Here is a 24,303-nt window from a genome sequence, read left to right as displayed (position 1 = left end):
ACGCGTCTCGCCGTCCGCCGCTATGCCTGCCGGACGAAGAAATTTTCCGTACGTTGTTGTTGTGAGCCGCCCCCTGCTGTTCCTCGACGTCGACGGCCCGCTCAACCCGTGGGCCGCACAGCCGGAACGACGCCCCGAGGGCTGTACGACGATCCGGGTGGCCCTGCATCCTGGCCGGCCCCTGCGGGTCTGGCTGAACCCGTCCCACGGCCCGGCGCTCCTCTCCCTGGACTACGACCTCTGCTGGGCCACGACCTGGATGGACGCCGCCAACCGCTGGATCGCCCCGGTCATCGGCCTGCCCGAGCTGCCGTACGTCGACTTCGGCGCGGGCCTGTTCGCACTCCGGCCCGACGGGGTGCACTGGAAGACGGAGGCGATCGTGGCGTACGCCGAGGGCCGCCCGTTCGCCTGGGTGGACGACGAGCAGAGCCAGGCGGACGAGGAGTACGTGCGCGCCCACCATCCGGGCCCCGCCCTCCTGCACCACGTCAACCCGCGGCTCGGCCTGCGGGAGGACGACTTCACGGCACTCGCGGAGTTCGCGGCGGCGCTGCGGACATGACGAAGCGCCCTCCCGCCCGCCGGTGGAAGGGCGCCCGAGCTGTCGTACCGCTCAGTTGTGGCTGTGCAGGATCTCGTTCAGACCGCCCCAGACCGCGTTGTTCGGGCGGGCCTCGACCGTGCCGGTGACCGAGTTGCGGCGGAAGAGGATGTTGGAGGCGCCGGAGAGCTCGCGGGCCTTGACGATCTGCCCGTCGGGCATGGTCACACGGGTGCCCGCGGTGACGTACAGCCCGGCCTCGACGACACACTCGTCGCCGAGCGCGATGCCGACGCCCGCCTCGGCGCCGATCAGGCAGCGCTCGCCGATGGTGATGCGGACGTTGCCGCCGCCGGAGAGCGTGCCCATGGTGGAGGCGCCGCCGCCGATGTCGGAGCCGTCGCCGATCACGACACCCGCGGAGATGCGGCCCTCGACCATCGACGTGCCGAGCGTGCCGGCGTTGAAGTTGACGAAGCCCTCGTGCATCACGGTGGTGCCCGCGGCGAGGTGCGCACCGAGCCGCACCCGGTCGGCGTCGGCGATGCGGACGCCCTTGGGGGCGACGTAGTCCGTCATGCGCGGGAACTTGTCGACCGAGGTCACCTGGAGGTGCAGGCCCTCGGCGCGCGCGTTGAGCCGCACCTTCTCGATCTCGTCGACGGCGACCGGGCCGAGCGAGGTCCAGGCGACGTTCGGGAGGAGGCCGAAGATGCCGTCGAGGCTCTGGCCGTGCGGCTGGACCAGGCGGTGCGAGAGCAGGTGCAGCCGCAGGTAGGCGTCGTGCGTGTCGATGGGCTTCTCGTCGAGCGAGGCGATGACCGTGCGGACCGCGACCACCTCGACGCCCCGGCGCGCGTCCGGACCGATCGCCTTCGCCGCGCCCTCGCCGAGCAGCTCCACGGCCTTCTCCGCGGACAGCCGCTCGGTGCCGGACGGGCCGGGCTCTTCGGCGAGCACGGGCGCGGGGAACCAGGTGTCCAGAACAGTGCCGTCGGCGGCGATCGTGGCGAGGCCGGCGGCCACGGCGCCGGTGGTGCGAGGAGCAGTCGTGTCGGTCATGAGGGCAACCTAACCGGCCGGGGCCCGCGCAGGCCAACCAGTGGCGGGTGCGTCTCAGGTACCGGGCGGCACGTCCGGTGGGCACCGCGCGGGCCCCCCGCTCTCCCCCGTGCGCCTTCGAGCGTGGGGGAGTCGTCGGCCGCAAAGACGGTGGTCCGCTCACAAGACGGCGCGAGGGAAGCACCGCCCGGCCCGGGACCGGGGTCAGGGAATGACCCGCGCCAGCACCTCACGCGCGTACTCCTCGTCGTACGGCATCCCGGTGAGCAGCACCTGCAGGCAGATCCCGTCGAGCAACGCGACCAGCGCCCGCGCCGTGAGCGGGTCGGTGCGGCGGGCGAGGCGGTCGGCGAGGTCCGCGGCCCACTCGGCCGCAATCGGGCGCAGGGCGGGCCGGCGCAGGGCGGCCAGGTAGAGCTCGCACTCCAGCTCGACGCCGGTGCGGTCGCCGGCGAGCCATTCGCCCATCAGGCCCGCGAGTTCGGTGGCCAGATCGGCGCCGGCGTCCTCCAGGCCGCCGCGCGAGACGACCACCTTGACGAAGCCCTCGTTCGCCTGTCGCAGCGCGGCGACCATCAGCTCGTCGAGGGTCTTGAAGTGGTACGTCGTCGAACCGAGCGGGACGTCCGCCTCGGCGGCGACCGAGCGGTGGCTCAGCCCGGCCAGGCCCTTCTCGCCCACCACGCGGATCGCCGCGTCGATGATCCGCTGCCGTCGGTCGGGGTCGTAGCGCCGGGGCATCAGTGCGCGCCTCCGAGGTTGAGCACCACGACCCCCACGATGATCAGCGCGATCCCGACAGCCTTGGGGACGGTCATCCCCTCGCCGAGGAAGAGCATCCCGATCGCCACGATCGCAGCGGTGCCGAGGCCGGACCAGATCGCGTAGGCCGTGCCGACCGACATGGTCTTGAGGGTCTGGGCGAGCAGCGCGAAGGAGATGCCGTAGCCCACGACCGTGAGCACGGAGGGCCACAGCCGGCTGAAGCCGTGGCTGAACTTCATGGCGGTGGTGCCGCCCACCTCGGCGGCGATGGCCGCGAGGAGCATCAGGAATGCCATGTGTACGAGTGTACACAATGATGTGTACGACCGTACGCAACAGCACGCCGGTGCGGGAGGATGCGTAGCCCTGCATTCCGGATGAGGAGGTTCAACTTTCATGGAAATCGCTCACTTAAACGACTCCCCGCGATCTCTCCGCTCCACTAAGGTTTCACCGCTCACTTACGTCACCTTCACCTCATCCCCGGCCGCCGCCTCGGGCGCCGCTGGAGGAACTGCGCATGCCAGAAACCACCCCCGAGCCGCCCCGGAACCAGCCCTGGGAGAACGGCTGGGTCCCTGACACCTCCCGAGCCCCGGGAACCCGAAGACTCTGGCTGGCCGGCGCACTGGCGCTGTCGACGATCGTCGCGTGCGCCACGGCGATAACCGTGATGGACAGGGACTCCGACCGCCCGTCACAGGCGTCCGGGATCCCGTCGTCGACCGTCGCCGAGACGCCGCCCGGCCTGATCTCCTTCGCCACCCCGTCCAAGAACGGCGTCACGACACGCGCCGGCAGGAGCGGCCCGTCGTCCGCGCGGACCAGCACGTCCCCCTCGCCCGGTCCGCACGACTCGGCCGCCGGCGGCAGCAAGCCCTCCAAGGCGCCCGAACCGCACGCGAGTTCGCCGAGCCATCCGAAACCGTCGGCCACCCACCGGTCCGTGCAGTCGGTGAACTACCCCGACCGCTACTGGCATGTGAGCGGCGACTACGTGAGGCTCGACCCGCCGGCCAGTTCGCAGTCCCGCCAGGACTCCACCTTCAAGGTCGTCAAAGGGCTGGCGGACAGCGCTTGCTATTCGTTCGTCACGCACGACGGCAAGTACCTGCGCCACCGCAACTTCCTGCTCCGCGACGAACCGAACGACGGCTCCTACCTCTTCGGGCAGGACGCCACCTTCTGCCCGCGGCCGTCGGCGTACTCGGACGCGGTGATGCTGGAGTCGGCGAACTATCCGGGGCGGTTCCTGCGGCACCGGAACTTCCAGCTGGAGCTGGATTCCTTCCAGAACAGCTCGCTCTATTTGGCAGACTCGGCGTTCCGGTTGGTGGAAGGACTGAGCTGAGGTCGTCGGGGGGCGCGTGTCAAGGGACGTCAGGTACCCGGAGTTCGGTGCTGCGGTGCGGAGCCTCATCACCGACTCCCGTCTCACGCTGGAGCGCGTGGACGACGCGTCCCGCAGGTCTCGCCGGATACGTCTTACCAGGACGACCCTGAGCAGTTGGCAGACCGGTCAGAGCCGTCCTCAGAACGGGGCCGCACTGGAGACTCTGCTGAGCGTCGTCGGCGAGTTGTCCGATCTTCCGGCAGCACGTCTCGATCGTCGCCGATGGCGGGCCGTCTGCGACGATGCAGCGGGACAGCCGGCGCCGTCCTCGGCGTCGGCCACGCCCGGGCCGGCAAGCGGCACCCGTGTGCGAAACGCCGACCCGGTCCTGCTGGGCATGCGTCAGGCCCGTAAGTCAGCCGAGCACGGCCCCCTGGCCCCGTATGTCGATGTCTCGCGTGCTACCCGACCTGGAGCTGCTGGCTCCACGCCAGGAGGGCGCGCTGGACCGGTACGTCGAACATGCCCGGGCTCTGTCACACCGGGGCCGGCAGTGCGTCGTGTGGCTGGACTCGCCCGGGCGCTGCGCCGCTGAACGGATCGAGGCCCCCGGAATGTCTCCGGGGGCCTCGACGGGGTCAGTCGGGTCGCTCAGACGTTGAACCCCAGCGCCCGCAGCTGCTCCCGACCGTCGTCCGTGATCTTGTCGGGGCCCCACGGCGGCATCCACACCCAGTTGATGCGCAGCTCGCTGACGAGGCCGTCCGTGGCGGACTTGGCCTGGTCCTCGATGACGTCCGTCAGCGGGCAGGCCGCCGACGTCAGCGTCATGTCGAGCGTCGCGATGTTCGCGTCGTCGATGTGGATGCCGTAGATCAGGCCGAGGTTGACGACGTCGATGCCCAGCTCGGGGTCGACGACGTCGTACAGCGCCTCGCGGATCTCCTCCTCCGAGGCCGGCTTCATCTCAACGGTCTCGCTCATGCCGTCTTCCTTTCGGCGTCGGCTCCGCCCAGGGCCTGGGCCGTCGCGTCCTTCCACGCCATCCAGCTGAGGAGGGCGCACTTGACCCGGGCCGGGTACTTGGAGACACCGGAGAACGCGACCGCGTCCTCCAGCACCTCCTCCATCGCGTCGTCCGGTTCGATCCGGCCCTTGGACTGCATCAGCTCCAGGAAGGTCTCCTGGATCTTCTGGGCGTCCGCCAGGTCCTTGCCGACCAGCAGCTCGTTCAGGACGGAGGCCGAGGCCTGGCTGATCGAGCAGCCCTGGCCCTCGTAGGAGACGTCCTCGATCTTCGTGCCGTCGTACTTCACGCGCAGGGTGATCTCGTCGCCGCACGTCGGGTTCACGTGGTGCACCTCGGCGTCGCCATCCCGAAGACCACGCCCGTGCGGGTGCTTGTAGTGGTCCAGGATGACTTCCTGGTACATCGAGTCCAGCTTCACGGTCTCAGCTCACGCCCTTCAGCCGAAGAAGTTCCGTACGTGCTCCAGCCCCTCGACCAGTGCGTCGATCTCGGCCGGCGTGGAGTACAGATAGAACGACGCTCGCGTGGTCGCAGGAATTCCGTAGCGGAGGCAGACGGGCCGCGCGCAGTGATGGCCGACGCGGACCGCGATGCCCTGCTCGTCGAGGACCTGGCCCACGTCGTGCGGGTGGATGTCGCCGAGCGTGAAGGAGATCGCCGCGCCGCGGTCCTCGGCCGTGGTCGGGCCGATGATCCGCAGGTCCGGGACCTCGCTCAGCCGCTTCACCGCGTACTCGGTGAGGGCGTGCTCGTGGGCCAGGATCTTGTCCATGCCGATCGACTGGAGGTAGTCGATGGCCGCTCCGAGACCGACCGCCTGGGCGATCGGGGGCGTGCCCGCCTCGAACTTGTGGGGCGCCGGGGCGTAGGTCGACGAGTGCATCGACACGGTCTCGATCATCTCGCCGCCACCGAGGAACGGGGGCAGGTCCTCCAGCAGTTCCTGCCGGCCCCACAGGACGCCGATGCCGGTCGGGCCGCACATCTTGTGGCCGGTGAAGGCCACGAAGTCGGCCTGCAGCGACTGCACGTCCAGCGGCATGTGCGGGGCGGCCTGCGAGGCGTCGATGCAGACCAGCGCACCGACCTCCTGGGCCCGGCGGACTATCGCCTCGACCGGGTTGACCGTGCCGAGGATGTTCGACACCAGCACAAAGGAGACGATCTTCGTCTTCTCGGTGATGATCTCGTCGATGTTGGAGAGGTCGAGACGGCCGTCGTCGGTGAGGCCGAACCACTTCAGCTTCGCGCCCGTGCGCTGCGAGAGCAGCTGCCACGGCACGATGTTGGAGTGGTGCTCCATCTCCGTGATGACGATCTCGGTCTCGTGGTCCACGCGGTAGGGCTCGTCGGCCCAGCCCAGCATGTTCGCGACGAGGTTGAGCGACTCGGAGGCGTTCTTGGTGAAGATCACCTCGTCGCGGCTGGGCGCGTTGATGAACGACGCGACCTTGTCCCGCGCGCCCTCGTACAGCGCCGTGGCCTCCTCGGCGAGCACATGCACACCGCGGTGGACGTTGGCGTTGTAGCGCTCGTAGTACTCGTTCAGGGCGTCCAGCACCTGGCGCGGCTTCTGCGAGGTCGCCGCGTTGTCCAGGTACACGAGCTTCTGCCCGTCGTGGACCTGGCGGTCCAGGATGGGGAAGTCCTTGCGGATCGCCTCGGTGTCGAGGAGGCCCGGCAGTGTCGTCACGCGGATGCGCCACCCTTCGTGTACGCCTCGTAGCCCTCGTCCTCCAGCTTGTCGGCGAGCTCGGCGCCGCCGGACTCGACGATGCGACCGCCGGAGAAGACGTGGACGTGGTCGGGCTTGATGTAGCGCAGGATGCGCGTGTAGTGCGTGATCAGCAGGGTGCCGACCTCGCCGGTCTCGCGGACGCGGTTGACGCCCTCGGAGACGACACGAAGGGCGTCGACGTCGAGGCCGGAGTCGGTCTCGTCGAGGATCGCGATCTTCGGCTTGAGCAGTTCGAGCTGAAGGATCTCGTGGCGCTTCTTCTCACCGCCGGAGAAGCCCTCGTTGACGTTGCGCTCGGCGAAGGAGGGGTCCATGGAGAGGCGCTCCATGGTCTCCTTGACCTCCTTCACCCAGGTGCGCAGCTTGGGGGCCTCGCCGCGGATCGCGGTGGCGGAGGTACGGAGGAAGTTCGACACGGACACACCGGGAACCTCGACCGGGTACTGCATCGCCAGGAACAGGCCCGCCCGCGCGCGCTCGTCGACGGACATCTCCAGGACGTCCTCGCCGTCGAGGGTGACGGTGCCGCCGGTGATCGTGTACTTCGGGTGGCCCGCGAGGGAGTAGGCGAGGGTCGACTTGCCGGAGCCGTTGGGGCCCATGATGGCGTGCGTCTCGCCCTGCTTCACGGTCAGGTCGACGCCCTTGAGGATCTCCTTCGTGGCGTTGTCGGCCTCGACGGTGACGTGCAGGTCGCGGATTTCAAGCGTTGCCATGGGTGCCTCAGGACTCCTGGTTGAGGGAGACGAGAACGTCGTCCCCTTCGATCTTTACGGGGTATACGGGGACGGGGCGCGTCGCGGGGAGGCCGGACGGCTTGCCGGTGCGCAGGTCGAAGCTGGAGCCGTGCAGCCAGCACTCGATCTGGCAGTCCTCCACCTCGCCCTCGGAGAGGGAGACGTTCGCGTGCGAGCAGATGTCGTGGATCGCGAACACCTCGCCCTCGGTCTTGACGACCGAGACCGGCGTGCCGTCGAGTTCCACCCGCTTCGGGGTGTCCTCCTCCAGCTCGCTCAGCCCACAGGCGCGTACGAACGCTGACATCAGACCGACGCCTCCAGCTCCTCGTCGATCTTCTCCAGCAGGCGCGCCTCGATGTCGTCGACGCCGATCTGCTGGACCAGCTCGGCGAAGAAGCCGCGGACCACCAGGCGACGGGCCTCGTCGGCCGGGATGCCGCGGGCCATCAGGTAGAAGAGCTGCTCGTCGTCGAAGCGGCCGGTGGCACTCGCGTGCCCCGCGCCGACGATCTCGCCGGTCTCGATCTCCAGGTTCGGCACGGAGTCGACCCGGGCGCCGTCCGTCAGGACGAGGTTCCGGTTCATCTCGTACGTGTCGGTGCCCTCGGCCTTGGCCTCGATGAGGACGTCGCCGATCCACACCGCGTGGGCGGACTCGCCCTGCAGCGCGCCCTTGTAGACGACGTTCGACTTGCAGTGCGGGACGTTGTGGTCGACCAGGAGGCGGTGCTCCTGGTGCTGGCCGGCGTCCGTGAAGTACAGCCCGAGCAGCTCGGCCTCGCCGCCGGGACCGGCGTAGGTGACGCGCGGGTGCAGCCGTACGAGGTCGCCGCCGAAGGTCACCACGACCGACTTGAAGCTGGCGTCGCGCCCGACGAGGGCGTTGTGCTGGGCCACGTGCACGGCCTTGTCGTCCCAGTCCTGGACGGAGACGACGGTCAGCTTGGCGCCGTCGCCCAGGATGTAGTCGACGTTGGCGGCGAGCACGGCGTCACCGGTGTGGTCGATGACGACGACGGCCTCGGCGAAGGCTCCGAGCTCCACGACCTGGTGGCCGTAGGCGACCCCGCCCTCGCCGTGCACGGCGACGCGGATCGGCTCGGTGAGCACCGTCTCCTTGGGGACGGTGACCACGCCGGCCTTCTCGAACGCCGAGTACGCCTGGGCGGCGATGCGGTCCACCGGGGTGCCGGCCTTGCCGAGGCGCGGGTCGTCACGGTCCACGAGTTCGACGGTGACGCCCTCGGGGGCCTCGACCTCGACCTTCACGCCCTCGCCGGTCGCGACGGCGGTGCCGTCGTGCAGCCCGCGCAGGCGCTCCAGCGGGGTGAACCGCCACTCCTCCTCGCGTCCGTGCGGGACCGGGAAGTCCGCCACGTCGAAGGACGGGGGCGCGCTCATGCGCGTGGCGACGGTCGACTCGGCGGCCACCGCGATCTGGCCGGCGGTGGTGGACCCCACCGGGATGTTCTGAGCCTCAGCCATGGCTGTCGGTCTGCTCTCTTCCTACGTAAGTGACTTGATGGGGGCGGCCGTTGCTTAGCCGACCGCGCCTTCCATCTGGAGCTCGATCAGCCGGTTGAGTTCCAGCGCGTACTCCATCGGCAGCTCCTTCGCGATGGGCTCGACGAAGCCGCGCACGATCATCGCCATCGCCTCGAACTCGCTGAGGCCGCGGCTCATCAGGTAGAAGAGCTGGTCCTCGGAGACCTTGGAGACGGTCGCCTCATGGCCCATGGACACGTCGTCCTCACGGACGTCCACGTAGGGGTACGTGTCGGAGCGGGAGATGGTGTCGACGAGCAGCGCGTCGCACAGCACGTTCGACTTGGAGCCGTGGGCGCCCTCGCCGATCTCGACGAGACCGCGGTAGGAGGTGCGGCCACCACCGCGCGCCACCGACTTGGAGACGATGTTGGAGGAGGTGTTCGGCGCCATGTGGACCATCTTGGAGCCGGCGTCCTGGTGCTGGCCCTCGCCCGCGAAGGCGATGGACAGGGTCTCGCCCTTGGCGTGCTCGCCCATCAGGTAGACGGCCGGGTACTTCATCGTCACCTTGGAACCGATGTTGCCGTCGATCCACTCCATGGTCGCGCCCTCGTACGCCACGGCGCGCTTGGTGACCAGGTTGTAGACGTTGTTCGACCAGTTCTGGATGGTCGTGTAGCGGCAGCGGGCGTTCTTCTTGACGATGATCTCGACGACCGCGGAGTGCAGCGAGTCCGACTTGTAGATCGGGGCCGTACAACCCTCGACGTAGTGCACGTAGGCACCCTCGTCGACGATGATCAGGGTCCGCTCGAACTGGCCCATGTTCTCCGTGTTGATGCGGAAGTAGGCCTGGAGCGGGATCTCCACGTGCACGCCCTTCGGCACGTAGATGAAGGAGCCGCCGGACCACACCGCGGTGTTCAGCGACGCGAACTTGTTGTCGCCGACCGGGATGACCGTGCCGAAGTACTCCTTGAAGAGCTCGGGGTGCTCCTTCAGGGCGGTGTCGGTGTCCAGGAAGATGACGCCCTGCTCCTCCAGGTCCTCACGGATCTGGTGGTAGACGACCTCGGACTCGTACTGGGCCGCGACACCGGCGACGAGGCGCTGCTTCTCCGCCTCGGGGATGCCGAGCTTGTCGTACGTGTTCTTGATGTCCTCGGGCAGGTCCTCCCAGGACTCCGCCTGCTTCTCCGTGGAGCGCACGAAGTACTTGATGTTGTCGAAGTCGATGCCCGAGAGGTCGGAGCCCCAGTTCGGCATGGGCTTCTTCTCGAACAGGCGCAGGCCCTTGAGACGGAGCTTGGTCATCCACTCCGGCTCGTTCTTCTTGGCCGAGATGTCCCGGACGACGTCCTCGCCCAGACCGCGCTTGGCAGAGGCACCGGCCTCGTCGGAGTCGGCCCAGCCGTATTCGTACTTGCCCAGACCCTCGAGCTCAGGGTGGGCAGTCTCCGTGGGGAGAGTCATGCGGGGTTCCTCCCGGCCGTGCTTGCAGTTGCGTTGTCAGTGGTCTTGGAAATCTTGGGGATGAACGTCGTGCAGACGCCGTCGCCGTGCGCGATGGTCGCCAGCCGCTGGACGTGCGTGCCGAGCAGCTGGGAGAAGATCTCGGTCTCCGCCTCGCACAGCTGCGGGAACTTCTCCGCGACATGGGCCACCGGGCAGTGGTGCTGGCAGAGCTGCTCACCTTTTTGCGGGAGGGGGGCGCTGCGCGCCGTAGCAGCGTACCCGTCCGCGCTCAGGGCCTTGGCCAGGGCTTCGGTGCGCTGCTCGGGGGCGGCGGCCTCGATCGCCGCGCGGTAGGCGGCGGCCTGCTCCGCGATCCTCGCGCGGGCGAAGGCGACCACCGCCTCGTCCCCGCCGAAGCGCTCCGCGATCCAGCGCAGGGCGTCCGCGGCCAGCTTGTCGTAGGACTGGTCGAAGGCGTCACGGCCGCAGTCGGTCAGCGCGAACACCTTGGCGGGACGACCGCGCGTGCGCGCGCCGTACACCCGCTGCTCCCGCGCCTCGACGACGTCGTCCGCGACCAGCGCGTCCAGATGCCGTCGTACGGCCGCGGGGGTGAGCCCGAGGCGCCCGGCCAGCTCGGTGACGGTCGACGGCCCGTGGTCCAGGATCGACCGCGCGACCCGGTTGCGCGTGGAGCGCTCACCGGTCGCGTGCTCTTCCTGGTGCGCCCCCGTGGGGGTCTCCAGAGCCTCGCCGACGTTTTTCACAACGCCATTGTTGCGTAATTCCTCAGGGGCGGGCAACCCGCGTCCCGGCTGCTGGACGGTGCCCTGCGTCACTTAGGCACACCTAACCTGACCTGCGGAAACGATCTTTGATCGATCGGAGCAGGGCCAATTCGGTGGCGGCCGGGAGCGCCTTCGGGGACACGCCCCAACCATGCCGACACCCCCTCCGACCGGCCCTCTTGTCCCCCGCGACACCATCGCCACCCAGCTGCGCCTGCTGGGCGTCGAAACCGGCGAGACCCTCCTGGCGCACTCCTCCCTCAGCAGCCTCGGCTGGGTCTGCGGGTGCCTCCGGCGGCAGAGCCGCATGGGGAGCTGAACGTGTAGTTTCGGATGCCCCGCGAGCCCTTGCAGCGCGTTCCTGGGGCTGTGCCCCAGACCCCCTTCGGCCCTGAACGGGCCTCGTCCTCAAACGCCGGACCGGCTGGATCGCACTGCGCAGCTGCGGGCAGTCGTGCCGCTGGGGCGACACGGGTGGGCGCAGCGGCACGCCGTCAGCGCCGGGTTCAGCGCGGGTCGCCGCTTCGCGCCCCGGCGGCCAGCCACTCGGCGCCGGGTACGGCTCCCGCACCAGCTTCCACCTCGCCGAGTACCGAATACCGTCGCCGCTCGTCGCGGTGGGGCGCCCCGCGCCCGGGGGCGGCTGGGAGACGGTGACGGAGGTGTCGATCACCTCCGAGCGGTTCGACGAGCTGGGGTACGACTTCGAGCGGGACCGTGCCGTCGTGCGCGGGAAGGTGGGCGCCGCCGAGGTCCGGCTGTTCCCCGTGGCTGACGCGGTGGCGTATGCGGCGGTGGCCGGCCTTGCACCGGTCCCGTGAGGACGAGATCCCCGCACCCCCTGGGAGTGGAGATCCTGCACCCGCCCGTCCGGGCCGTGGAACCCGTACCTAGACTCTGGTCCCATGCGAAGTGAGCCCGTGGTCCAGGTTCAGGCCCTGGTGAAGCGGTACGGCACCAAAACCGCTGTGGACGGCCTCGACCTGGTGGCCCAGGCGGGTGTGACCGCCGTGCTCGGCCCGAACGGCGCGGGCAAGACCACGACCGTCGAGACCTGCGAGGGATACCGCAGACCGGACTCGGGCACCGTGCGCGTCCTGGGGCTCGACCCGGTACGGCAGGCGCGTGAGCTGCATCCGCGCATCGGCGTGATGCTGCAGTCCGGCGGCGTCTACTCGGGTGCGCGGGCGGACGAGATGCTGCGGCACGTGGCGAAACTGCACGCCGACCCGCTGGACGTGGACGCCCTGATAGAGCGGCTCGGCCTCGATTCCTGTGGCCGTACGACATATCGCCGCCTCTCCGGCGGCCAGCAGCAGCGCCTCGCGCTCGCGATGGCCGTCGTCGGCCGCCCGGAGCTGGTGTTCCTGGACGAGCCGACCGCCGGCCTCGACCCGCAGGCCCGGCATGCCACCTGGGACCTGGTCCGCGACCTGCGCGCCGACGGCGTCTCGGTCATCCTCACCACGCACTACATGGACGAGGCCGAACAGCTCGCCGACGACGTCGCGATCATCGACGCCGGCCGGGTCATCGCCCAGGGCTCCCCGGAGGAGCTGTGCCGCGGCGGCGCCGAGAACACGCTCCGCTTCACCGGCCGCCCGGGCCTGGACGTGGGCTCCCTGCTCAAGGCGCTGCCCGCGGACTGCTCGGCGGCGGAGCTGACCCCGGGCTCGTACCGGGTCGTCGGCAAGGTCGACCCGCAGCTGCTGGCGACGGTGGCGTCCTGGTGCGCGCAGCACGGGGTGATGCCGGACAGGATCTCGGTCGAACGGCACACCCTCGAAGACGTCTTTTTGGAGCTCACCGGCAAGGAGCTGCGCTCGTGACCACGGCCACCGGTACGTACGCGCCGAAGCCCGGCGCGGCCCCCCTCCCCCGCATGATCGCGGCGCAGGCCGCGCTCGAGACGAGGATGCTGCTGCGCAACGGCGAACAGCTCCTCCTGACGGTCGTCATCCCGACCCTCCTGCTGGTCCTGTTCAGCTCGGTGGACATCGTCGACACCGGCGCGGGCAAGGCCGTCGACTTCCTCACCCCCGGCATCCTGGCGCTCGCCGTGATGTCGACGGCGTTCACCGGCCAGGCGATCGCCACGGGCTTCGAGCGCCGCTACGGCGTCCTGAAGCGCCTGGCCTCCTCGCCGCTCCCCCGCTGGGGCCTGATGACCGCGAAGACGGCATCAGTGCTGGTCACCGAGGTCCTGCAGGTGATCCTCCTGACGGTGATCGCCTTCGCGCTGGGCTGGTCGCCGCACGGAAACCCGGCCGCAGTCCTGTTGTTGCTGATCCTCGGCACCGCGGCCTTCTCCGGCCTCGGGCTCCTCATGGCGGGCACCCTGAAGGCGGAGGCGACCCTGGCCGCCGCCAACCTGGTCTTCCTGCTGCTGCTCGTGGGCGGCGGCGTGATCGTGCCGATGGACAAGTTCCCGCAGGGCGCGCAGGACGTGCTGGGACTCCTGCCGATCTCCGCCCTCTCCGACGGCTTGCGGGACGTGCTGCAGCACGGGGCCGGGATGCCGTGGGGTGACCTGGGGATTCTGGGGGTGTGGGCGGTCGTGGGGCTCGCGGCGGCCGGCAGGTTCTTCCGCTGGGAGTAACCCGCAGCAGTGCGGGCACAGGGGCTTCGCGGACCCTCGTGAACGCGTGCACAAGCGGCCCGCCTACGATGGGCCCGTGCCAAACGTGACCCGCGCCGACGCCGTGGCGGCCCTGCGCAACCCGCTCTCCTTCATCGCCGGACGCTGGACCCCCGAGCCCCGGACGGTCCAGCGGTCGGCTCTGTCCGCGCTCGTCATGTCGGTGGTCATCGTGGTCACCGGCGGGGCGGTGCGGCTGACCGGCTCCGGGCTCGGCTGCCCGACCTGGCCCAAGTGCACCGCGAACTCGCTCGCGCCCACGGGCGAGATGAACTTCCACAGCGCCATCGAGTTCGGCAACCGCATGCTGACGTATGTGCTGTGCGCCGCCATCGGCTGGGCGATCGTCGCCGCGCGCTCCGAGAAGCCGTACCGGCGCAGCCTGACCCGTCTGGGCTGGGCGCAGTTCTGGCTGGTCATGAGCAACGCGGTGCTCGGCGGCGTCGTGGTCCTGGTCGGCCTCAACCCGTACACGGTCGCGGCGCACTTCCTGCTCGCCTCCGCGCTGATCGCGGTCGCCGTGGTGATGTGGCAGCGCACTCGCGAGGGCGACGGGGCGCCCCGCCCGCTGGTCGGCAAGCCGGTGCAGCAGATGGTGTGGTTCCTGGTCCTCGCCACCGTGCTGCTGATCGCCGTGGGCACGGTGGTCACCGGCGCGGGACCGCACGCGGGCGACTCCAAGGAGGTCGAGCGGATCCCGATCGACTGGGAGACGGTCGCCAAGCTGCACGCGGTGCTCGCCTGGATCGTGGTGACGCTGACCTTCGCCCTGTGGTTCGTCCTGAAGGCGGTCGACGCCCCCAGGGACCCCCTGGCCCGCACCCGCGAGCTGTTCCTGGTGCTGCTCGCTCAGGGCGTCATCGGCTACGTCCAGTACTTCACGCACCTGCCCGAGGTGCTCGTCGGGCTGCACATGTTCGGCTCCTGCCTGATCTGGATCTGGGCGCTGCGCGTGCTGCTGGCACTGCGGGAGCGACCGGAGGCCGTTGCCGACCTGCCCGGCCCCTCGGCCGAGGTCACGGTGGGCACGCGCGCCTGAGGCCCTGTCCCGGTACGGCTCACTCCAGTCCGTACACCCTGCGGGCATTCCCCGCCGCCACCATGCCCGCCACGCGCTGCGCGTCCGCCAGCGACCACGCCCCCTCGGTGACCCAGCCGCCCAGCACCTGTCCCAGGGCCTCCCGGAACAGCCGCGCCCCCACGACATGCAGTTCGGGCAGGCCGTGGGCGCCGCTGGAGAAGAGGATCTTGCCGAAGGGGGCCAGTTCCAGGATCTCGGCGAGGACGGTCGCGGCGCGGGCGCCGGTGCGGACCAGGGCGGCGCCCGAGTCGGCGTAGACGTGCGGGAAGACGCCGGCCAGGTGGGCGGCGTGGCGGTGGTAGGGGTAGCCGTGCAGCAGGACCAGGTCGGTGCCCAGGCCCGCCGTCGCGCGGACGAAGTCCGTGAGCAGCACCGGGTCGGTGCGGTCGATGCGCTGGCCCGGCTCGCCGAGGCCCGCGTGGAGCTGGAGCGGTAGGCCCGAGGCGACGGCGATCCACAGCAGGTGCCGCAGGAGTACGGCGTCGGTCAGCTCGCCGCCCACCCGGCGTCCGGCCAGCCACCGGCCGGCGGCGCCCCGCACCTCTCCCGGCCCCGGCGGCTCGGGCGCGAGGGCCAGACCGTGCCGTAGGCCCGCGACCGACGTGAAGGCCACGGCGTTCGCGGCCGCGGCATGCACCGACTCGGCGAGGTTGGCCAGGAAGGACTCCACGGTGCCCGAGGTGTCGGCGACCTGTTCGGCCAGTAACTCCAGGCGGACGATCTCGCGGGCCTCGGCGGCCCCGGCGGACGCCAGCTCCGAGGGCCCGGTCAGATCACCGGGCAGCCCCGTGTCGACCAGATAGGTCGTGATGCCGCTGCCGCGCAGCAGCCTGCGGCCCGTTTCCAGTACGCCCAGTTCACGACGGCGGGCGAGATAGCGGGCGGGCGGGCAGTGCGGTTCCAGGCCGAGCAGCGGAGGGCACCAGCGTCGTACGGCGAAACCGGTCTGGGTGTCGAAGAGGGTGGTGCCCGCGGCGGGCGGGCCCTCGGTGCGGGACAGCTGGGCCTCGAAGGTGCCGAGGCCCAGCTCCGTCCTCAGTACGCCGTGGCAGTACTGGTCCACGAGGGACGGCATTTCGATCATCCGGACTCCCCGTGTGCTGGTCCCTGCACCTGTCACAGGGCCTAACGGGTGAACCCGGCACTAGGTGTTGCTCGGACCGCCCACCTGGATCCCGGCCATGCGCGTCCACTCGTAGCGGCCGGTCTTCACCTTGGCCGCGAACTCGCCGTCGAAGTCCTCGTGGACGGTGATGCCGGCCTTCTCCACCGCCTTCTCGGCCAGCTCGTACGAGGGCGCCACCAGGTCGCCCCAGCCGCCGTCCTCGCCGACGAGGACGATGCGCGCGCCGCGCTCGCCGATGTAGGCCACCTGGCCCTCGGCCCCGCCGTGCGCCTTGGAGAAGGCGCTGATCTGCTTGGCGAGCCGTGCCACCTTGCGCTCGGCCTTCGGGTCAACCTGCTGAGTCTCTGCCATGGCCAGGATGCTACCGACGGGTAGATCCAACGGCGACGGGCGGGGTGCGTGGCCTTGACCACGCGCCCCGCCCGGCGGACGTCACAAAGGGTTCAGCGCAGGAACGGGTCCACGGCGACCGCCACGAACAGGATCGACACGTAGGTGATCGACCAGTGGAACAGACGCATCTCCTTCAGCTTCGCGCCCGTCACCTCGGCCTTGGCCCGGTTCTGCAGGCCGTGCGCCTCCCACAGCCAGAAGCCGCCGGCCAGCAGCGCCACGAGCGTGTAGAACCAGCCCGTGTAGCCGAGGGGGGTCAGCAGCAGCGAGACCCCGACCATCACCCAGCTGTAGATCACGATCTGCTTGGCGACCACCTTGTTGGAGGCGACGACCGGCAGCATCGGGACGCCCACGCGCGCGTAGTCCTCCTTGACCTTCATGGACAGCGGCCAGTAGTGCGGCGGCGTCCAGAAGAACATGACGAGGAAGAGGATGACGGGCGCCCACGACATGGAGTTCGTGACGGACGACCAGCCGATGAGCACCGGGAGGCAGCCGGCGATGCCGCCCCACACGATGTTCTGCGAGGTACGGCGCTTGAGGATCATCGTGTAGACGACGACGTAGAAGAGGAGTGCGCCGAGGGAGAGCCAGGCGCTCAGCCAGTTGACGGTGAGGCCGAACAGCAGCGTCGACACGACCGCGAGGGTGATGCCGAAGGCGAGGCACTCGCGCGGGCTGACCATTCCGGTGACCAGCGGGCGCTGCGAGGTGCGGTCCATGAGGGCGTCGATGTCGCGGTCGATGTACATGTTCAGCGCGTTGGCGCCACCCGCGGAGAGGTAGCCGCCGACGCAGGTGAGCAGCACCAGCGTCAGGTCCGGCACGCCCTGCTGCGCCAGGAACATCACCGGAACGGTGGTGATGAGCAGCAGCTCGATGATCCGCGGCTTGGTGAGCGCCACGAACGCCTTGACACGGGCCCCGAACGGCCGGTGACTCGAGCTCCTGCTCTCCCCCAGCACCCCGGCTGGACGGGATTCGACGGCCGTCACGCACACCCCTACAGAGACATCCCAGCAAGCCTCACCCGTGTGAAGTCCCGGTAAAGGCTCGCGCGTACCACGCCACTGTAGACGTTGCCCATACCCCGACCTTCGCGGGGGTGGGGTCGTGTTGGGAGGGGGCGTACACACGCTCGATCGACAGCTCGATTGAGCACTCGGATGAGCCGCTCCGTATTCAGTTGCCGAATGCGATCCGCCCAGTCGGGAGGCGGATCGTCCGTGGGCCCGGCAGTCTGTAATGACTCGAAAAAATGCGCGTTCTCACGGGGGTAGGCTCGACAGCGGCCGGTGGGCGTCCAGTGCGCCGGCATTCGACATGCGTGACGTTTCGACATGCGTGACATGTGGAGAGGAGCCCTGACTCAGGGTGAGCACCAAGCCGACCACCACAGACCTCGAGTGGACCGAGTTGGACCAGCGGGCCGTGGACACCGCCCGCGTCCTGGCCGCCGACGCCGTACAGAAGGTCGGCAACGGCCATCCGGGTACGGCGATGAGCCTGGCGCCCGCCGCCTACACCCTCTTCCAGAAGGTGATGCGGCACGACCCGGCCGACCCGGACTGGGTCGCCCGCGACCGCTTCGTGCTGTCCGCCGGCCACTCGTCCCTGACTCTCTACACACAGCTCTACCTGGCCGGTTTCGGCCTGGAGCTGGACGACCTCAAGGCCTTCCGCACGTGGGGCTCGAAGACCCCCGGCCACCCGGAGTACGGCCACACCAAGGGTGTCGAGACCACGACCGGCCCGCTCGGCCAGGGTGTCGCCAACGCGGTGGGCATGGCGATGGCCGCCCGCTACGAGCGCGGTCTGTTCGACCCGGAGGCCCCGCAGGGCGAGTCCCCCTTCGACCACTACATCTTCGCGATCGCCGGTGACGGCTGCCTCCAGGAGGGCATCTCCGCCGAGGCGTCCTCGCTGGCCGGTCACCAGAAGCTGGGCAATCTGATCCTGCTGTGGGACGACAACCACATCTCGATCGAGGGCGACACCGAGACGGCCGTCTCCGAGGACACCGTCAAGCGGTACGAGGCCTACGGCTGGCATGTGCAGCGCGTCGCCCCGAAGCCCGACGGCGACCTGGACCCGCACGCCCTCTACAACGCGATCGAGGCCGCGAAGCAGGTGACGGACAAGCCGTCCTTCATCGCCATGCGCTCGATCATCGCCTGGCCCGCCCCGAACGCCCAGAACACCGAGGCCGCCCACGGCTCGGCGCTCGGCGACGACGAGGTGGCCGCCACCAAGCGCGTGCTGGGCTTCGACCCGGAGCAGTCCTTCGAGGTCTCCGACGACGTCATCAAGCACACCCGCCAGGCGCTGGAGCGGGGCCGCGAGGCGAAGGCCGAGTGGGAGAAGTCCTTCCAGCTGTGGCGGCAGAACAACCCCGAGCGCGCCGCCGAGTTCGACCGCATCAACGCCGGTGAGCTGCCGGCCGGCTGGGAGGACAAGCTCCCCGTCTTCGAGCCGGGCAAGGGTGTCGCCACGCGTGCCGCCTCCGGCAAGGTGCTGCAGGCGCTCGGCGCGATCATCCCCGAGCTGTGGGGCGGCTCCGCCGACCTCGCCGGCTCGAACAACACGACGATCGACAAGACCAGTTCGTTCCTGCCGGCGGACAACCCGCTGCCGGAGGCGAACCCGTACGGCCGCACGATCCACTTCGGCATCCGCGAGCACTCCATGGCCGCGGAGATGAACGGCATCGCGCTGCACGGCCACACGCGTATCTACGGCGGTACGTTCCTGGTCTTCTCCGACTACATGCGCAACGCGGTGCGTCTGTCGGCGCTGATGCACCTGCCGGTGACGTACGTGTGGACGCACGACTCCATCGGCCTGGGTGAGGACGGCCCGACCCACCAGCCGGTCGAGCACCTGGCCTCGCTGCGCGCGATCCCGGGTCTGAACGTGGTCCGCCCGGCCGACGCCAACGAGACCGCGATCGCCTGGCGCGAGATCCTGGGGCGCTACACCAAGGAGTTCGGCAAGGGCGCCCCGCACGGCCTCGCGCTGACCCGCCAGGGCGTTCCGACATACGCGCCCAACGAGGACGCGGCCAAGGGCGGTTACGTCCTGTTCGAGGCCGAAGGGCCCGAAGGGCAGAGCGCCGCGGCGCAGGTCATCCTGATCGCCACCGGTTCCGAGGTGCATGTCGCCGTCGAGGCGCGTGAGCAGCTCCAGGCGGACGGGGTGCCGACACGGGTCGTGTCCATGCCCTCCGTGGAGTGGTTCGAGGAGCAGGACCAGGGGTACCGGGACAGCGTCCTGCCGCCGCAGGTGAAGGCGCGGGTCGCGGTCGAGGCGGGCATCGGTCTCACCTGGCACAAGTACGTCGGGGACGCCGGCCGCATCGTTTCCCTGGAGCACTTCGGTGCGTCCGCCGACGGCAAGGTCCTCTTCCGCGAGTTCGGGTTCACTGCGGAGAACGTGGCCGCGAAGGCGCGGGAATCCATCGCCGCCGCCCAGCGCTGACGCTCACATACGACACGTAGGAGATGTAATTCCATGACAGACGCACTGAAGCGCCTCTCCGAAGAAGGCGTCGCGATCTGGCTGGACGACCTGTCGCGCAAGCGGATCACGTCCGGCAACCTCGCCGAGCTGATCGACCAGCAGCACGTCGTGGGCGTCACCACCAACCCGACGATCTTCCAGAAGGCGATCTCGTCCGGTGACGGTTACGAGCAGCAGCTCGCCGACCTCGCCGCCCGCAAGGTCACCGTCGAAGAGGCCGTCCGCATGATCACCACGGCGGACGTCCGGGACGCCGCCGACATCCTGCGCCCGGTCTTCGACGCCACCGAGGGCCAGGACGGCCGCGTGTCGATCGAGGTCGACCCGCGTCTGGCGCACAACACCAGGGCGACGGTCGCCGAGGCCAAGCAGCTGGCCTGGCTGGTCGACCGCCCCAACACGCTCATCAAGATCCCGGCCACCAAGGCGGGTCTGCCGGCGATCACCGAGGTCATCGGCCTCGGCATCAGCGTCAACGTGACGCTGATCTTCTCGCTGGAGCGCTACCGCGAGGTCATGGACGCCTACCTCTCCGGACTGGAGAAGGCCAAGGAGCGCGGCCTCGACCTCTCGCAGATCCGTTCGGTGGCGTCCTTCTTCGTGTCCCGCGTGGACACCGAGATCGACAAGCGGCTCGACGAGATCGGCACCGACGAGGCCAAGGCGCTGCGCGGCAAGGCCGCCGTCGCCAACGCGCGGCTCGCCTACCAGGCGTACGAGGAGGTCTTCTCCTCCGACCGCTGGAGCAAGCTGGAGAACGCGGGCGCCCGCAAGCAGCGTCCGCTGTGGGCCTCCACCGGTGTGAAGGACCCGGCGTACAAGCAGACCCTCTACGTCGACGACCTGGTGGCGCCGAACACGGTGAACACCATGCCGGAGGCCACCCTGCACGCCACCGAGGAGAGCGGCTCGATCACCGGCAACACCGTCGCCGGTACGTACGAGCAGGCCCGCGCCGACATCGACGCCGTCGAGAAGCTCGGGATCTCGTACGACGACGTGGTGCAGCTCCTCGAGGACGAGGGCGTCGAGAAGTTCGAGGCGTCCTGGAACGACCTGCTCAAGTCGACCGAGGCGGAGCTGGAGCGCCTCGCCCCCTCGGAGGGCTGAACCCTTGTCGAGCAGCAACCCGCTGCGTGACCCCGCCGACCGACGGCTCCCGCGTATCGCGGGGCCGTCGGGCCTGGTCATCTTCGGCGTCACGGGCGATCTGTCACGGAAGAAGCTCATGCCCGCCGTGTACGACCTCGCCAACAGGGGTCTGCTGCCGCCGGGCTTCTCCCTCGTCGGCTTCGCACGCCGCGAGTGGCAGCACGAGGACTTCGCGGCCGAGGTGCACGACGCCGTCAAGGAGCACGCCCGTACGCCGTTCCGCGAGGAGGTCTGGCAGCAGCTCATCCAGGGGATGCGCTTCGTCCAGGGCACCTTCGACGACGACGACGCGTTCGAGCGGCTGCGCGGCACCATCGAGGAACTCGACAAGGCACAGGGCACGGGCGGCAACTTCGCCTTCTACCTCTCCGTGCCGCCGCGCTCCTTCCCGGTCGTCATCCAGCAGCTCAAGAAGCACGGTCTGGCCGACCAGACCGGCGGCTCCTGGCGCCGCGCGGTCATCGAGAAGCCCTTCGGCCACGACCTGAAGTCGGCCGAGGAGCTCAACAAGGTCGTCCACGAGGTCTTCGCCCCGGACCAGGTCTTCCGCATCGACCACTACCTGGGCAAGGAGACCGTCCAGAACATCCTGGCGCTGCGCTTCGCCAACACGATGTTCGAGCCGATCTGGAACCGGTCCTTCGTGGACCATGTGCAGATCACCATGGCCGAGGACATCGGCATCGGCGGCCGGGCCGGCTACTACGACGGCATCGGCGCCGCCCGTGACGTCATCCAGAACCACCTCCTCCAGCTGATGGCCCTGACGGCCATGGAGGAGCCCGCCTCCTTCGACGCGGACGCGCTGGCCGCGGAGAAGACCAAGGTGCTCGGGGCCGTACGGCTGCCGAAGGACCTCGGCCGGGACACCGTGCGGGGTCAGTACGCGGCGGGCTGGCAGGGCGGCGAGAAGGCGGTGGGGTACCTCCAGGAGGAGGGCATCAACGCCAAGTCGAAGACGGACACCTACGCGGCCATCAAGCTGGAGGTGGACAACCGCCGCTGGGCGGGCGTGCCCTTCTACCTGCGCACCGGCAAGCGGCTGGGCCGCCGTGTCACCGAGATCGCGGTCGTCTTCCAGCGGGCGCCGCACTCCCCCTTCGACCACACGGCGACGGAGGAGCTCGGCAAGAACGCGATCGTCATCCGCGTCCAGCCGGACGAGGGCGTGACGGTCCGCTTCGGCTCGAAGGTGCCGGGCACCTCGATGGAGATCCGGGACGTCTCGATGGACTTCGCCTACGGCGAGTCCTTCACCGAGTCCTCCCCGGAGGCGTACGAGCGTCTGATCCTGGACGTCCTGCTCGGCGACTCGAACCTCTTCCCGCGCACCGAGGAGGTCGAGCTGTCCTGGAAGATCCTCGACCCGATCGAGGAGTACTGGGACAAGAACGGCAGGCCCGCCCAGTACCCGTCCGGCACCTGGGGGCCCGTCGAGGCGGACGAAATGCTCGAGCGAGACGGACGGAGCTGGCGCCGGCCATGAAGATAGACCTCACGGACACCACGGCCAGCAAGATCAACAAGGCGCTGGTGCAGGGCCGCCGTGCCATCGGCACGCCGGCCGTCGGCATGGTGCTCACGCTGGTCATCGTGACGGACGAGGAGAACGCGTACGACGCCCTGAAGGCCGCGAACGACGCCTCGCACGAGCACCCCTCGCGCACCCTCGTGGTCATCAAGCGCGTCTCGCGCTCGCCCCGCGACCGTACGCAGTCGCGCCTCGACGCCGAGGTGCGGGTGGGCGCGGACGCGGGCACCGGCGAGACGGTCGTCCTGCGCCTGTACGGCGAGATCGTGGACCACGCGCAGTCAGTGGTCCTGCCGCTGCTGCTGCCGGACGCCCCGGTGGTGGCCTGGTGGCCGGTGAACGCGCCCCTCGACCCGGCGAACGACCCCCTGGGCGCACTGGCCCAGCGCCGGGTGACGGACACGTACGCCGCGGAGCAGCCGGTACGGGAGCTGACGGCCCGCGCCGACACGTACACCCCCGGCGACACCGACCTGTCCTGGACCCGCATCACGCCGTGGCGTTCGATGCTGGCCGCCGCGCTCGACCAGGTCACCTGTGAGGTGGAGGCCGTCGAGGTGGAGGGCGAGGAGTTCAACCCGAGCTGCGAACTGCTGGCGATGTGGCTCGCGGACCGGCTGGACGTGCCGGTGAAGCGGTCGCTGTCGGGCGGACCGGGCCTGACGGCGGTCCGCATGGCGACGAACACCGGCCAGATAGTCCTGGACCGTGCGGACGGCTCACTGGCCACGCTGTCGATCCAGGGCCAGCCGGACCGTGCGGTCGCGCTGAAGCGGCGTGAGACGGCCGAGCTGATCGCGGAGGAACTGCGGCGGCTCGATCCCGACGACACGTATGCCTCGGCGCTGCGGTTCGGGGTGGAGCGGCTGAACCCCTCCCTACCGGAAGCGCCGGCCAAAGGAGAACCGAACACGGCCGAAGCCCCCGTCGAAACCCCTGTCGAAGAGGCTGCGAAAGCTCCCGCGCAGGACGCGGCGGCGGAGGCACCGGTGAAGGACGAGCCGAAGAAGGCGGCGGCGAAGTGAGCACTCCGCAGCTGGTCGTGCACCACGACAAGGAACTGATGGCGCAGGCCGCCGCGGCCCGCCTCATCACGAAGATCGTGGACGCGCAGGCCTCCCGGGGCTACGCGTCCGTGGTCCTCACGGGCGGCCGCAACGGCAACGGCCTGCTGGCGGCGCTCGCCGCCGCTCCGGCCCGGGACGCGATCGACTGGGGCCGGCTGGACCTGTGGTGGGGCGACGAGCGCTTCCTGCCGGAGGGCGACCCGGACCGGAATGTCACGCAGGCCCGTGAGGCCCTGCTGGACTCCGTCCCGCTGGATCCGAAGCGGGTGCACGCCATGCCGGCGTCGGACGGTCCGTACGGTGCGGACGTCGAGGCCGCGGCGGAGGGCTATGCGCAGGAGCTGGCCCGGGCGGCCGGCCCCGAGAACCACGGTGCCGTGCCGACGTTCGACGTTCTGATGCTGGGGGTGGGTCCGGACACGCACGTGGCGTCGCTGTTCCCGGAGCTGCCCGCGGTGCGTGAGACGGAGCGGACGGTGGTGGGCGTCCATGGCGCGCCGAAGCCGCCGCCGACCCGCGTGACCCTGACGCTCCCCGCCATTCGGGCGGCGCGTGAGGTGTGGCTCCTGGCCGCCGGCGAGGACAAGGCCCAGGCGGTGGCTATCGCCCTGTCGGGCGCGGGCGAGGTGCAGGCCCCGGCGGCGGGTGCCCGCGGCCGCTCCCGCACCCTGTGGCTCCTGGACGCGACGGCGGCCTCCCAGCTGCCCCGCTCGCTGTACCCACCGGCTTCGCCGTGAGGATGTGATCCGCCCCCGCCGCCCCTTCCCGTCCCGGGGGCCGGCCCCCCCCCCCCCCCCCCGCAAAAACCACCAGGGGAGGGGTGTTTGTGGTGAGGAGCTGGGGAGGGTGG

General features: G+C 69.8%; 24 protein-coding genes and 1 pseudogene. 11 read left to right on the top strand and 14 right to left on the bottom strand.

Annotated elements, in window-relative coordinates; translation table 11 throughout:
• The first annotated feature begins 61 nt into the window (after nucleotides 1-61).
• Nucleotides 62-565, top strand: coding sequence for a hypothetical protein (locus tag ACWC1K_RS46355; protein ID WP_450839763.1), 504 nt, complete (start codon nucleotides 62-64; stop codon nucleotides 563-565).
• A 51-nt stretch (nucleotides 566-616) separates the two neighbouring features.
• Here ACWC1K_RS46355 and dapD read toward each other — a convergent pair whose 3' ends face one another.
• The 3 genes from dapD to ACWC1K_RS46340 all read right to left on the bottom strand — a co-directional run bounded on the left by dapD (nucleotide 617) and on the right by ACWC1K_RS46340 (nucleotide 2,667).
• Complete coding sequence (gene dapD / locus ACWC1K_RS46350; RefSeq protein WP_450839762.1) at nucleotides 617-1,606, bottom strand: 2,3,4,5-tetrahydropyridine-2,6-dicarboxylate N-succinyltransferase; 990 nt, start codon at nucleotides 1,604-1,606, stop codon at nucleotides 617-619.
• Between the two features lie 204 nt (nucleotides 1,607-1,810).
• Nucleotides 1,811-2,347 (bottom strand): TetR/AcrR family transcriptional regulator, encoded by a 537-nt coding sequence (locus tag ACWC1K_RS46345; RefSeq protein ID WP_450839760.1) that lies wholly within the window; start codon nucleotides 2,345-2,347, stop codon nucleotides 1,811-1,813.
• Nucleotides 2,347-2,667, bottom strand: a complete 321-nt coding sequence (locus ACWC1K_RS46340) for a DMT family transporter (RefSeq protein ID WP_450839758.1) — start codon at nucleotides 2,665-2,667, stop codon at nucleotides 2,347-2,349. The genes ACWC1K_RS46345 and ACWC1K_RS46340 overlap by 1 nt, the downstream gene beginning before the upstream one ends.
• 224 nt (nucleotides 2,668-2,891) lie before the next feature.
• On the opposite strand from ACWC1K_RS46340, the gene ACWC1K_RS46335 reads away from it, so the two are divergent.
• Nucleotides 2,892-3,722, top strand: a complete 831-nt coding sequence (locus ACWC1K_RS46335; protein ID WP_450839757.1) for an AbfB domain-containing protein — start codon at nucleotides 2,892-2,894, stop codon at nucleotides 3,720-3,722.
• 633 nt (nucleotides 3,723-4,355) lie between these two features.
• Here ACWC1K_RS46335 and ACWC1K_RS46330 read toward each other — a convergent pair.
• Genes ACWC1K_RS46330 through ACWC1K_RS46295 form a run of 8 tightly spaced genes read right to left on the bottom strand, consistent with a single transcriptional unit; the run spans nucleotide 4,356 to nucleotide 10,922 of the window.
• Nucleotides 4,356-4,688 carry a metal-sulfur cluster assembly factor gene (locus tag ACWC1K_RS46330; protein WP_037708299.1) on the bottom strand — a complete coding sequence of 111 codons (333 nt, stop codon included), beginning with the start codon at nucleotides 4,686-4,688 and terminating at the stop codon, nucleotides 4,356-4,358.
• Nucleotides 4,685-5,152, bottom strand: a complete 468-nt coding sequence (gene sufU, locus ACWC1K_RS46325) for a Fe-S cluster assembly sulfur transfer protein SufU (protein ID WP_450839756.1) — start codon at nucleotides 5,150-5,152, stop codon at nucleotides 4,685-4,687. The genes ACWC1K_RS46330 and sufU overlap by 4 nt, the downstream gene beginning before the upstream one ends.
• Nucleotides 5,153-5,170: 18 nt before the next feature.
• Complete coding sequence (locus ACWC1K_RS46320) at nucleotides 5,171-6,427, bottom strand: cysteine desulfurase (protein WP_450839754.1); 1,257 nt, start codon at nucleotides 6,425-6,427, stop codon at nucleotides 5,171-5,173.
• Nucleotides 6,424-7,188 (bottom strand): Fe-S cluster assembly ATPase SufC, encoded by a 765-nt coding sequence (sufC, locus tag ACWC1K_RS46315; RefSeq protein WP_030933405.1) that lies wholly within the window; start codon nucleotides 7,186-7,188, stop codon nucleotides 6,424-6,426. The genes ACWC1K_RS46320 and sufC overlap by 4 nt, the downstream gene beginning before the upstream one ends.
• 7 nt (nucleotides 7,189-7,195) lie before the next feature.
• Complete coding sequence (locus ACWC1K_RS46310) at nucleotides 7,196-7,516, bottom strand: non-heme iron oxygenase ferredoxin subunit (RefSeq protein WP_058926031.1); 321 nt, start codon at nucleotides 7,514-7,516, stop codon at nucleotides 7,196-7,198.
• The gene (gene sufD, locus ACWC1K_RS46305; protein ID WP_450839752.1) at nucleotides 7,516-8,697 is read right to left on the bottom strand and encodes a Fe-S cluster assembly protein SufD; all 1,182 of its coding nucleotides are present in this window, start codon (nucleotides 8,695-8,697) and stop codon (nucleotides 7,516-7,518) included. The genes ACWC1K_RS46310 and sufD overlap by 1 nt, the downstream gene beginning before the upstream one ends.
• Nucleotides 8,698-8,751: 54 nt before the next feature.
• Complete coding sequence (gene sufB / locus ACWC1K_RS46300) at nucleotides 8,752-10,173, bottom strand: Fe-S cluster assembly protein SufB (protein WP_450839750.1); 1,422 nt, start codon at nucleotides 10,171-10,173, stop codon at nucleotides 8,752-8,754.
• Nucleotides 10,170-10,922: a helix-turn-helix transcriptional regulator gene (locus ACWC1K_RS46295; RefSeq protein WP_450839747.1), complete on the bottom strand. Its 753-nt coding sequence runs from the start codon at nucleotides 10,920-10,922 to the stop codon at nucleotides 10,170-10,172. Before ACWC1K_RS46295 ends, sufB begins: the two co-directional genes overlap by 4 nt.
• A 172-nt stretch (nucleotides 10,923-11,094) precedes the next feature.
• Here ACWC1K_RS46295 and ACWC1K_RS46290 point away from each other — a divergent pair.
• The 4 genes and pseudogenes from ACWC1K_RS46290 (at nucleotide 11,095) to ACWC1K_RS46275 (ending at nucleotide 14,620) form a co-directional block, all read left to right on the top strand.
• Nucleotides 11,095-11,837 (top strand): annotated as a pseudogene (locus ACWC1K_RS46290) (AAC(3) family N-acetyltransferase).
• Between the two features lie 11 nt (nucleotides 11,838-11,848).
• The gene (locus ACWC1K_RS46285; protein ID WP_450839746.1) at nucleotides 11,849-12,772 is read left to right on the top strand and encodes an ABC transporter ATP-binding protein; all 924 of its coding nucleotides are present in this window, start codon (nucleotides 11,849-11,851) and stop codon (nucleotides 12,770-12,772) included.
• Between the two features lie 53 nt (nucleotides 12,773-12,825).
• On the top strand, nucleotides 12,826-13,542 hold the full coding sequence (locus ACWC1K_RS46280; RefSeq protein ID WP_450839794.1) for an ABC transporter permease: 717 nt from the start codon (nucleotides 12,826-12,828) through the stop codon (nucleotides 13,540-13,542).
• A gap of 85 nt (nucleotides 13,543-13,627) precedes the next feature.
• Complete coding sequence (locus ACWC1K_RS46275) at nucleotides 13,628-14,620, top strand: COX15/CtaA family protein (RefSeq protein WP_450839792.1); 993 nt, start codon at nucleotides 13,628-13,630, stop codon at nucleotides 14,618-14,620.
• 19 nt (nucleotides 14,621-14,639) lie between these two features.
• Here the strand turns inward: ACWC1K_RS46275 and ACWC1K_RS46270 are convergent, their stop codons facing one another.
• From ACWC1K_RS46270 to ACWC1K_RS46260, 3 genes are all read right to left on the bottom strand, one after another.
• Nucleotides 14,640-15,746: an amidohydrolase family protein gene (locus ACWC1K_RS46270; RefSeq protein ID WP_450839744.1), complete on the bottom strand. Its 1,107-nt coding sequence runs from the start codon at nucleotides 15,744-15,746 to the stop codon at nucleotides 14,640-14,642.
• A gap of 60 nt (nucleotides 15,747-15,806) precedes the next feature.
• Nucleotides 15,807-16,139, bottom strand: coding sequence for a hypothetical protein (locus ACWC1K_RS46265; protein WP_181922503.1), 333 nt, complete (start codon nucleotides 16,137-16,139; stop codon nucleotides 15,807-15,809).
• A gap of 92 nt (nucleotides 16,140-16,231) precedes the next feature.
• Nucleotides 16,232-17,185: a heme o synthase gene (locus tag ACWC1K_RS46260; RefSeq protein WP_450839743.1), complete on the bottom strand. Its 954-nt coding sequence runs from the start codon at nucleotides 17,183-17,185 to the stop codon at nucleotides 16,232-16,234.
• Between the two features lie 373 nt (nucleotides 17,186-17,558).
• On the opposite strand from ACWC1K_RS46260, the gene tkt reads away from it, so the two are divergent.
• From tkt to pgl, 5 genes are read left to right on the top strand one after another with little or no spacing between them, the layout of a single operon-like run.
• Nucleotides 17,559-19,661 (top strand): transketolase, encoded by a 2,103-nt coding sequence (gene tkt, locus ACWC1K_RS46255; RefSeq protein WP_450839741.1) that lies wholly within the window; start codon nucleotides 17,559-17,561, stop codon nucleotides 19,659-19,661.
• A gap of 33 nt (nucleotides 19,662-19,694) precedes the next feature.
• Nucleotides 19,695-20,813 carry a transaldolase gene (tal, locus tag ACWC1K_RS46250; RefSeq protein WP_450839739.1) on the top strand — a complete coding sequence of 373 codons (1,119 nt, stop codon included), beginning with the start codon at nucleotides 19,695-19,697 and terminating at the stop codon, nucleotides 20,811-20,813.
• A gap of 4 nt (nucleotides 20,814-20,817) precedes the next feature.
• Nucleotides 20,818-22,341 carry a glucose-6-phosphate dehydrogenase gene (gene zwf / locus ACWC1K_RS46245; protein WP_450839738.1) on the top strand — a complete coding sequence of 508 codons (1,524 nt, stop codon included), beginning with the start codon at nucleotides 20,818-20,820 and terminating at the stop codon, nucleotides 22,339-22,341.
• Nucleotides 22,338-23,411, top strand: a complete 1,074-nt coding sequence (gene opcA, locus ACWC1K_RS46240) for a glucose-6-phosphate dehydrogenase assembly protein OpcA (protein ID WP_450839736.1) — start codon at nucleotides 22,338-22,340, stop codon at nucleotides 23,409-23,411. Before zwf ends, opcA begins: the two co-directional genes overlap by 4 nt.
• Entirely contained in the window at nucleotides 23,408-24,190 is a 783-nt protein-coding gene (gene pgl / locus ACWC1K_RS46235) for a 6-phosphogluconolactonase (RefSeq protein ID WP_450839734.1), read from the top strand. The genes opcA and pgl overlap by 4 nt, the downstream gene beginning before the upstream one ends.
• The last annotated feature ends 113 nt before the right edge of the window (nucleotides 24,191-24,303 follow it).

The organism is Streptomyces sp. NPDC001492 (genome assembly GCF_053597275.1).
The sequence above is the reverse complement of the archived record's forward strand: the minus strand, read 5'-3'. Positions and strand labels throughout refer to the sequence as shown.

Excerpts from the sequence above, each read along its gene's own strand:
- dapD (WP_450839762.1), bottom strand. The coding sequence starts at position 1,606 with ATGACCGACACGACTGCTCCTCGCACCACCGGCGCCGTGGCCGCCGGC.
- sufB (WP_450839750.1), bottom strand. The coding sequence starts at position 10,173 with ATGACTCTCCCCACGGAGACTGCCCACCCTGAGCTCGAGGGTCTGGGC.
- ACWC1K_RS46340 (WP_450839758.1), bottom strand. The coding sequence starts at position 2,667 with ATGGCATTCCTGATGCTCCTCGCGGCCATCGCCGCCGAGGTGGGCGGC.
- ACWC1K_RS46285 (WP_450839746.1), top strand. The coding sequence starts at position 11,849 with ATGCGAAGTGAGCCCGTGGTCCAGGTTCAGGCCCTGGTGAAGCGGTAC.
- ACWC1K_RS46265 (WP_181922503.1), bottom strand. The coding sequence starts at position 16,139 with ATGGCAGAGACTCAGCAGGTTGACCCGAAGGCCGAGCGCAAGGTGGCA.
- ACWC1K_RS46280 (WP_450839794.1), top strand. The coding sequence starts at position 12,826 with ATGATCGCGGCGCAGGCCGCGCTCGAGACGAGGATGCTGCTGCGCAAC.
- sufD (WP_450839752.1), bottom strand. The coding sequence starts at position 8,697 with ATGGCTGAGGCTCAGAACATCCCGGTGGGGTCCACCACCGCCGGCCAG.
- tal (WP_450839739.1), top strand. The coding sequence starts at position 19,695 with ATGACAGACGCACTGAAGCGCCTCTCCGAAGAAGGCGTCGCGATCTGG.
- ACWC1K_RS46310 (WP_058926031.1), bottom strand. The coding sequence starts at position 7,516 with ATGTCAGCGTTCGTACGCGCCTGTGGGCTGAGCGAGCTGGAGGAGGAC.
- sufC (WP_030933405.1), bottom strand. The coding sequence starts at position 7,188 with ATGGCAACGCTTGAAATCCGCGACCTGCACGTCACCGTCGAGGCCGAC.
- opcA (WP_450839736.1), top strand. The coding sequence starts at position 22,338 with ATGAAGATAGACCTCACGGACACCACGGCCAGCAAGATCAACAAGGCG.
- ACWC1K_RS46330 (WP_037708299.1), bottom strand. The coding sequence starts at position 4,688 with ATGAGCGAGACCGTTGAGATGAAGCCGGCCTCGGAGGAGGAGATCCGC.
- ACWC1K_RS46335 (WP_450839757.1), top strand. The coding sequence starts at position 2,892 with ATGCCAGAAACCACCCCCGAGCCGCCCCGGAACCAGCCCTGGGAGAAC.
- ACWC1K_RS46345 (WP_450839760.1), bottom strand. The coding sequence starts at position 2,347 with ATGCCCCGGCGCTACGACCCCGACCGACGGCAGCGGATCATCGACGCG.
- ACWC1K_RS46270 (WP_450839744.1), bottom strand. The coding sequence starts at position 15,746 with ATGATCGAAATGCCGTCCCTCGTGGACCAGTACTGCCACGGCGTACTG.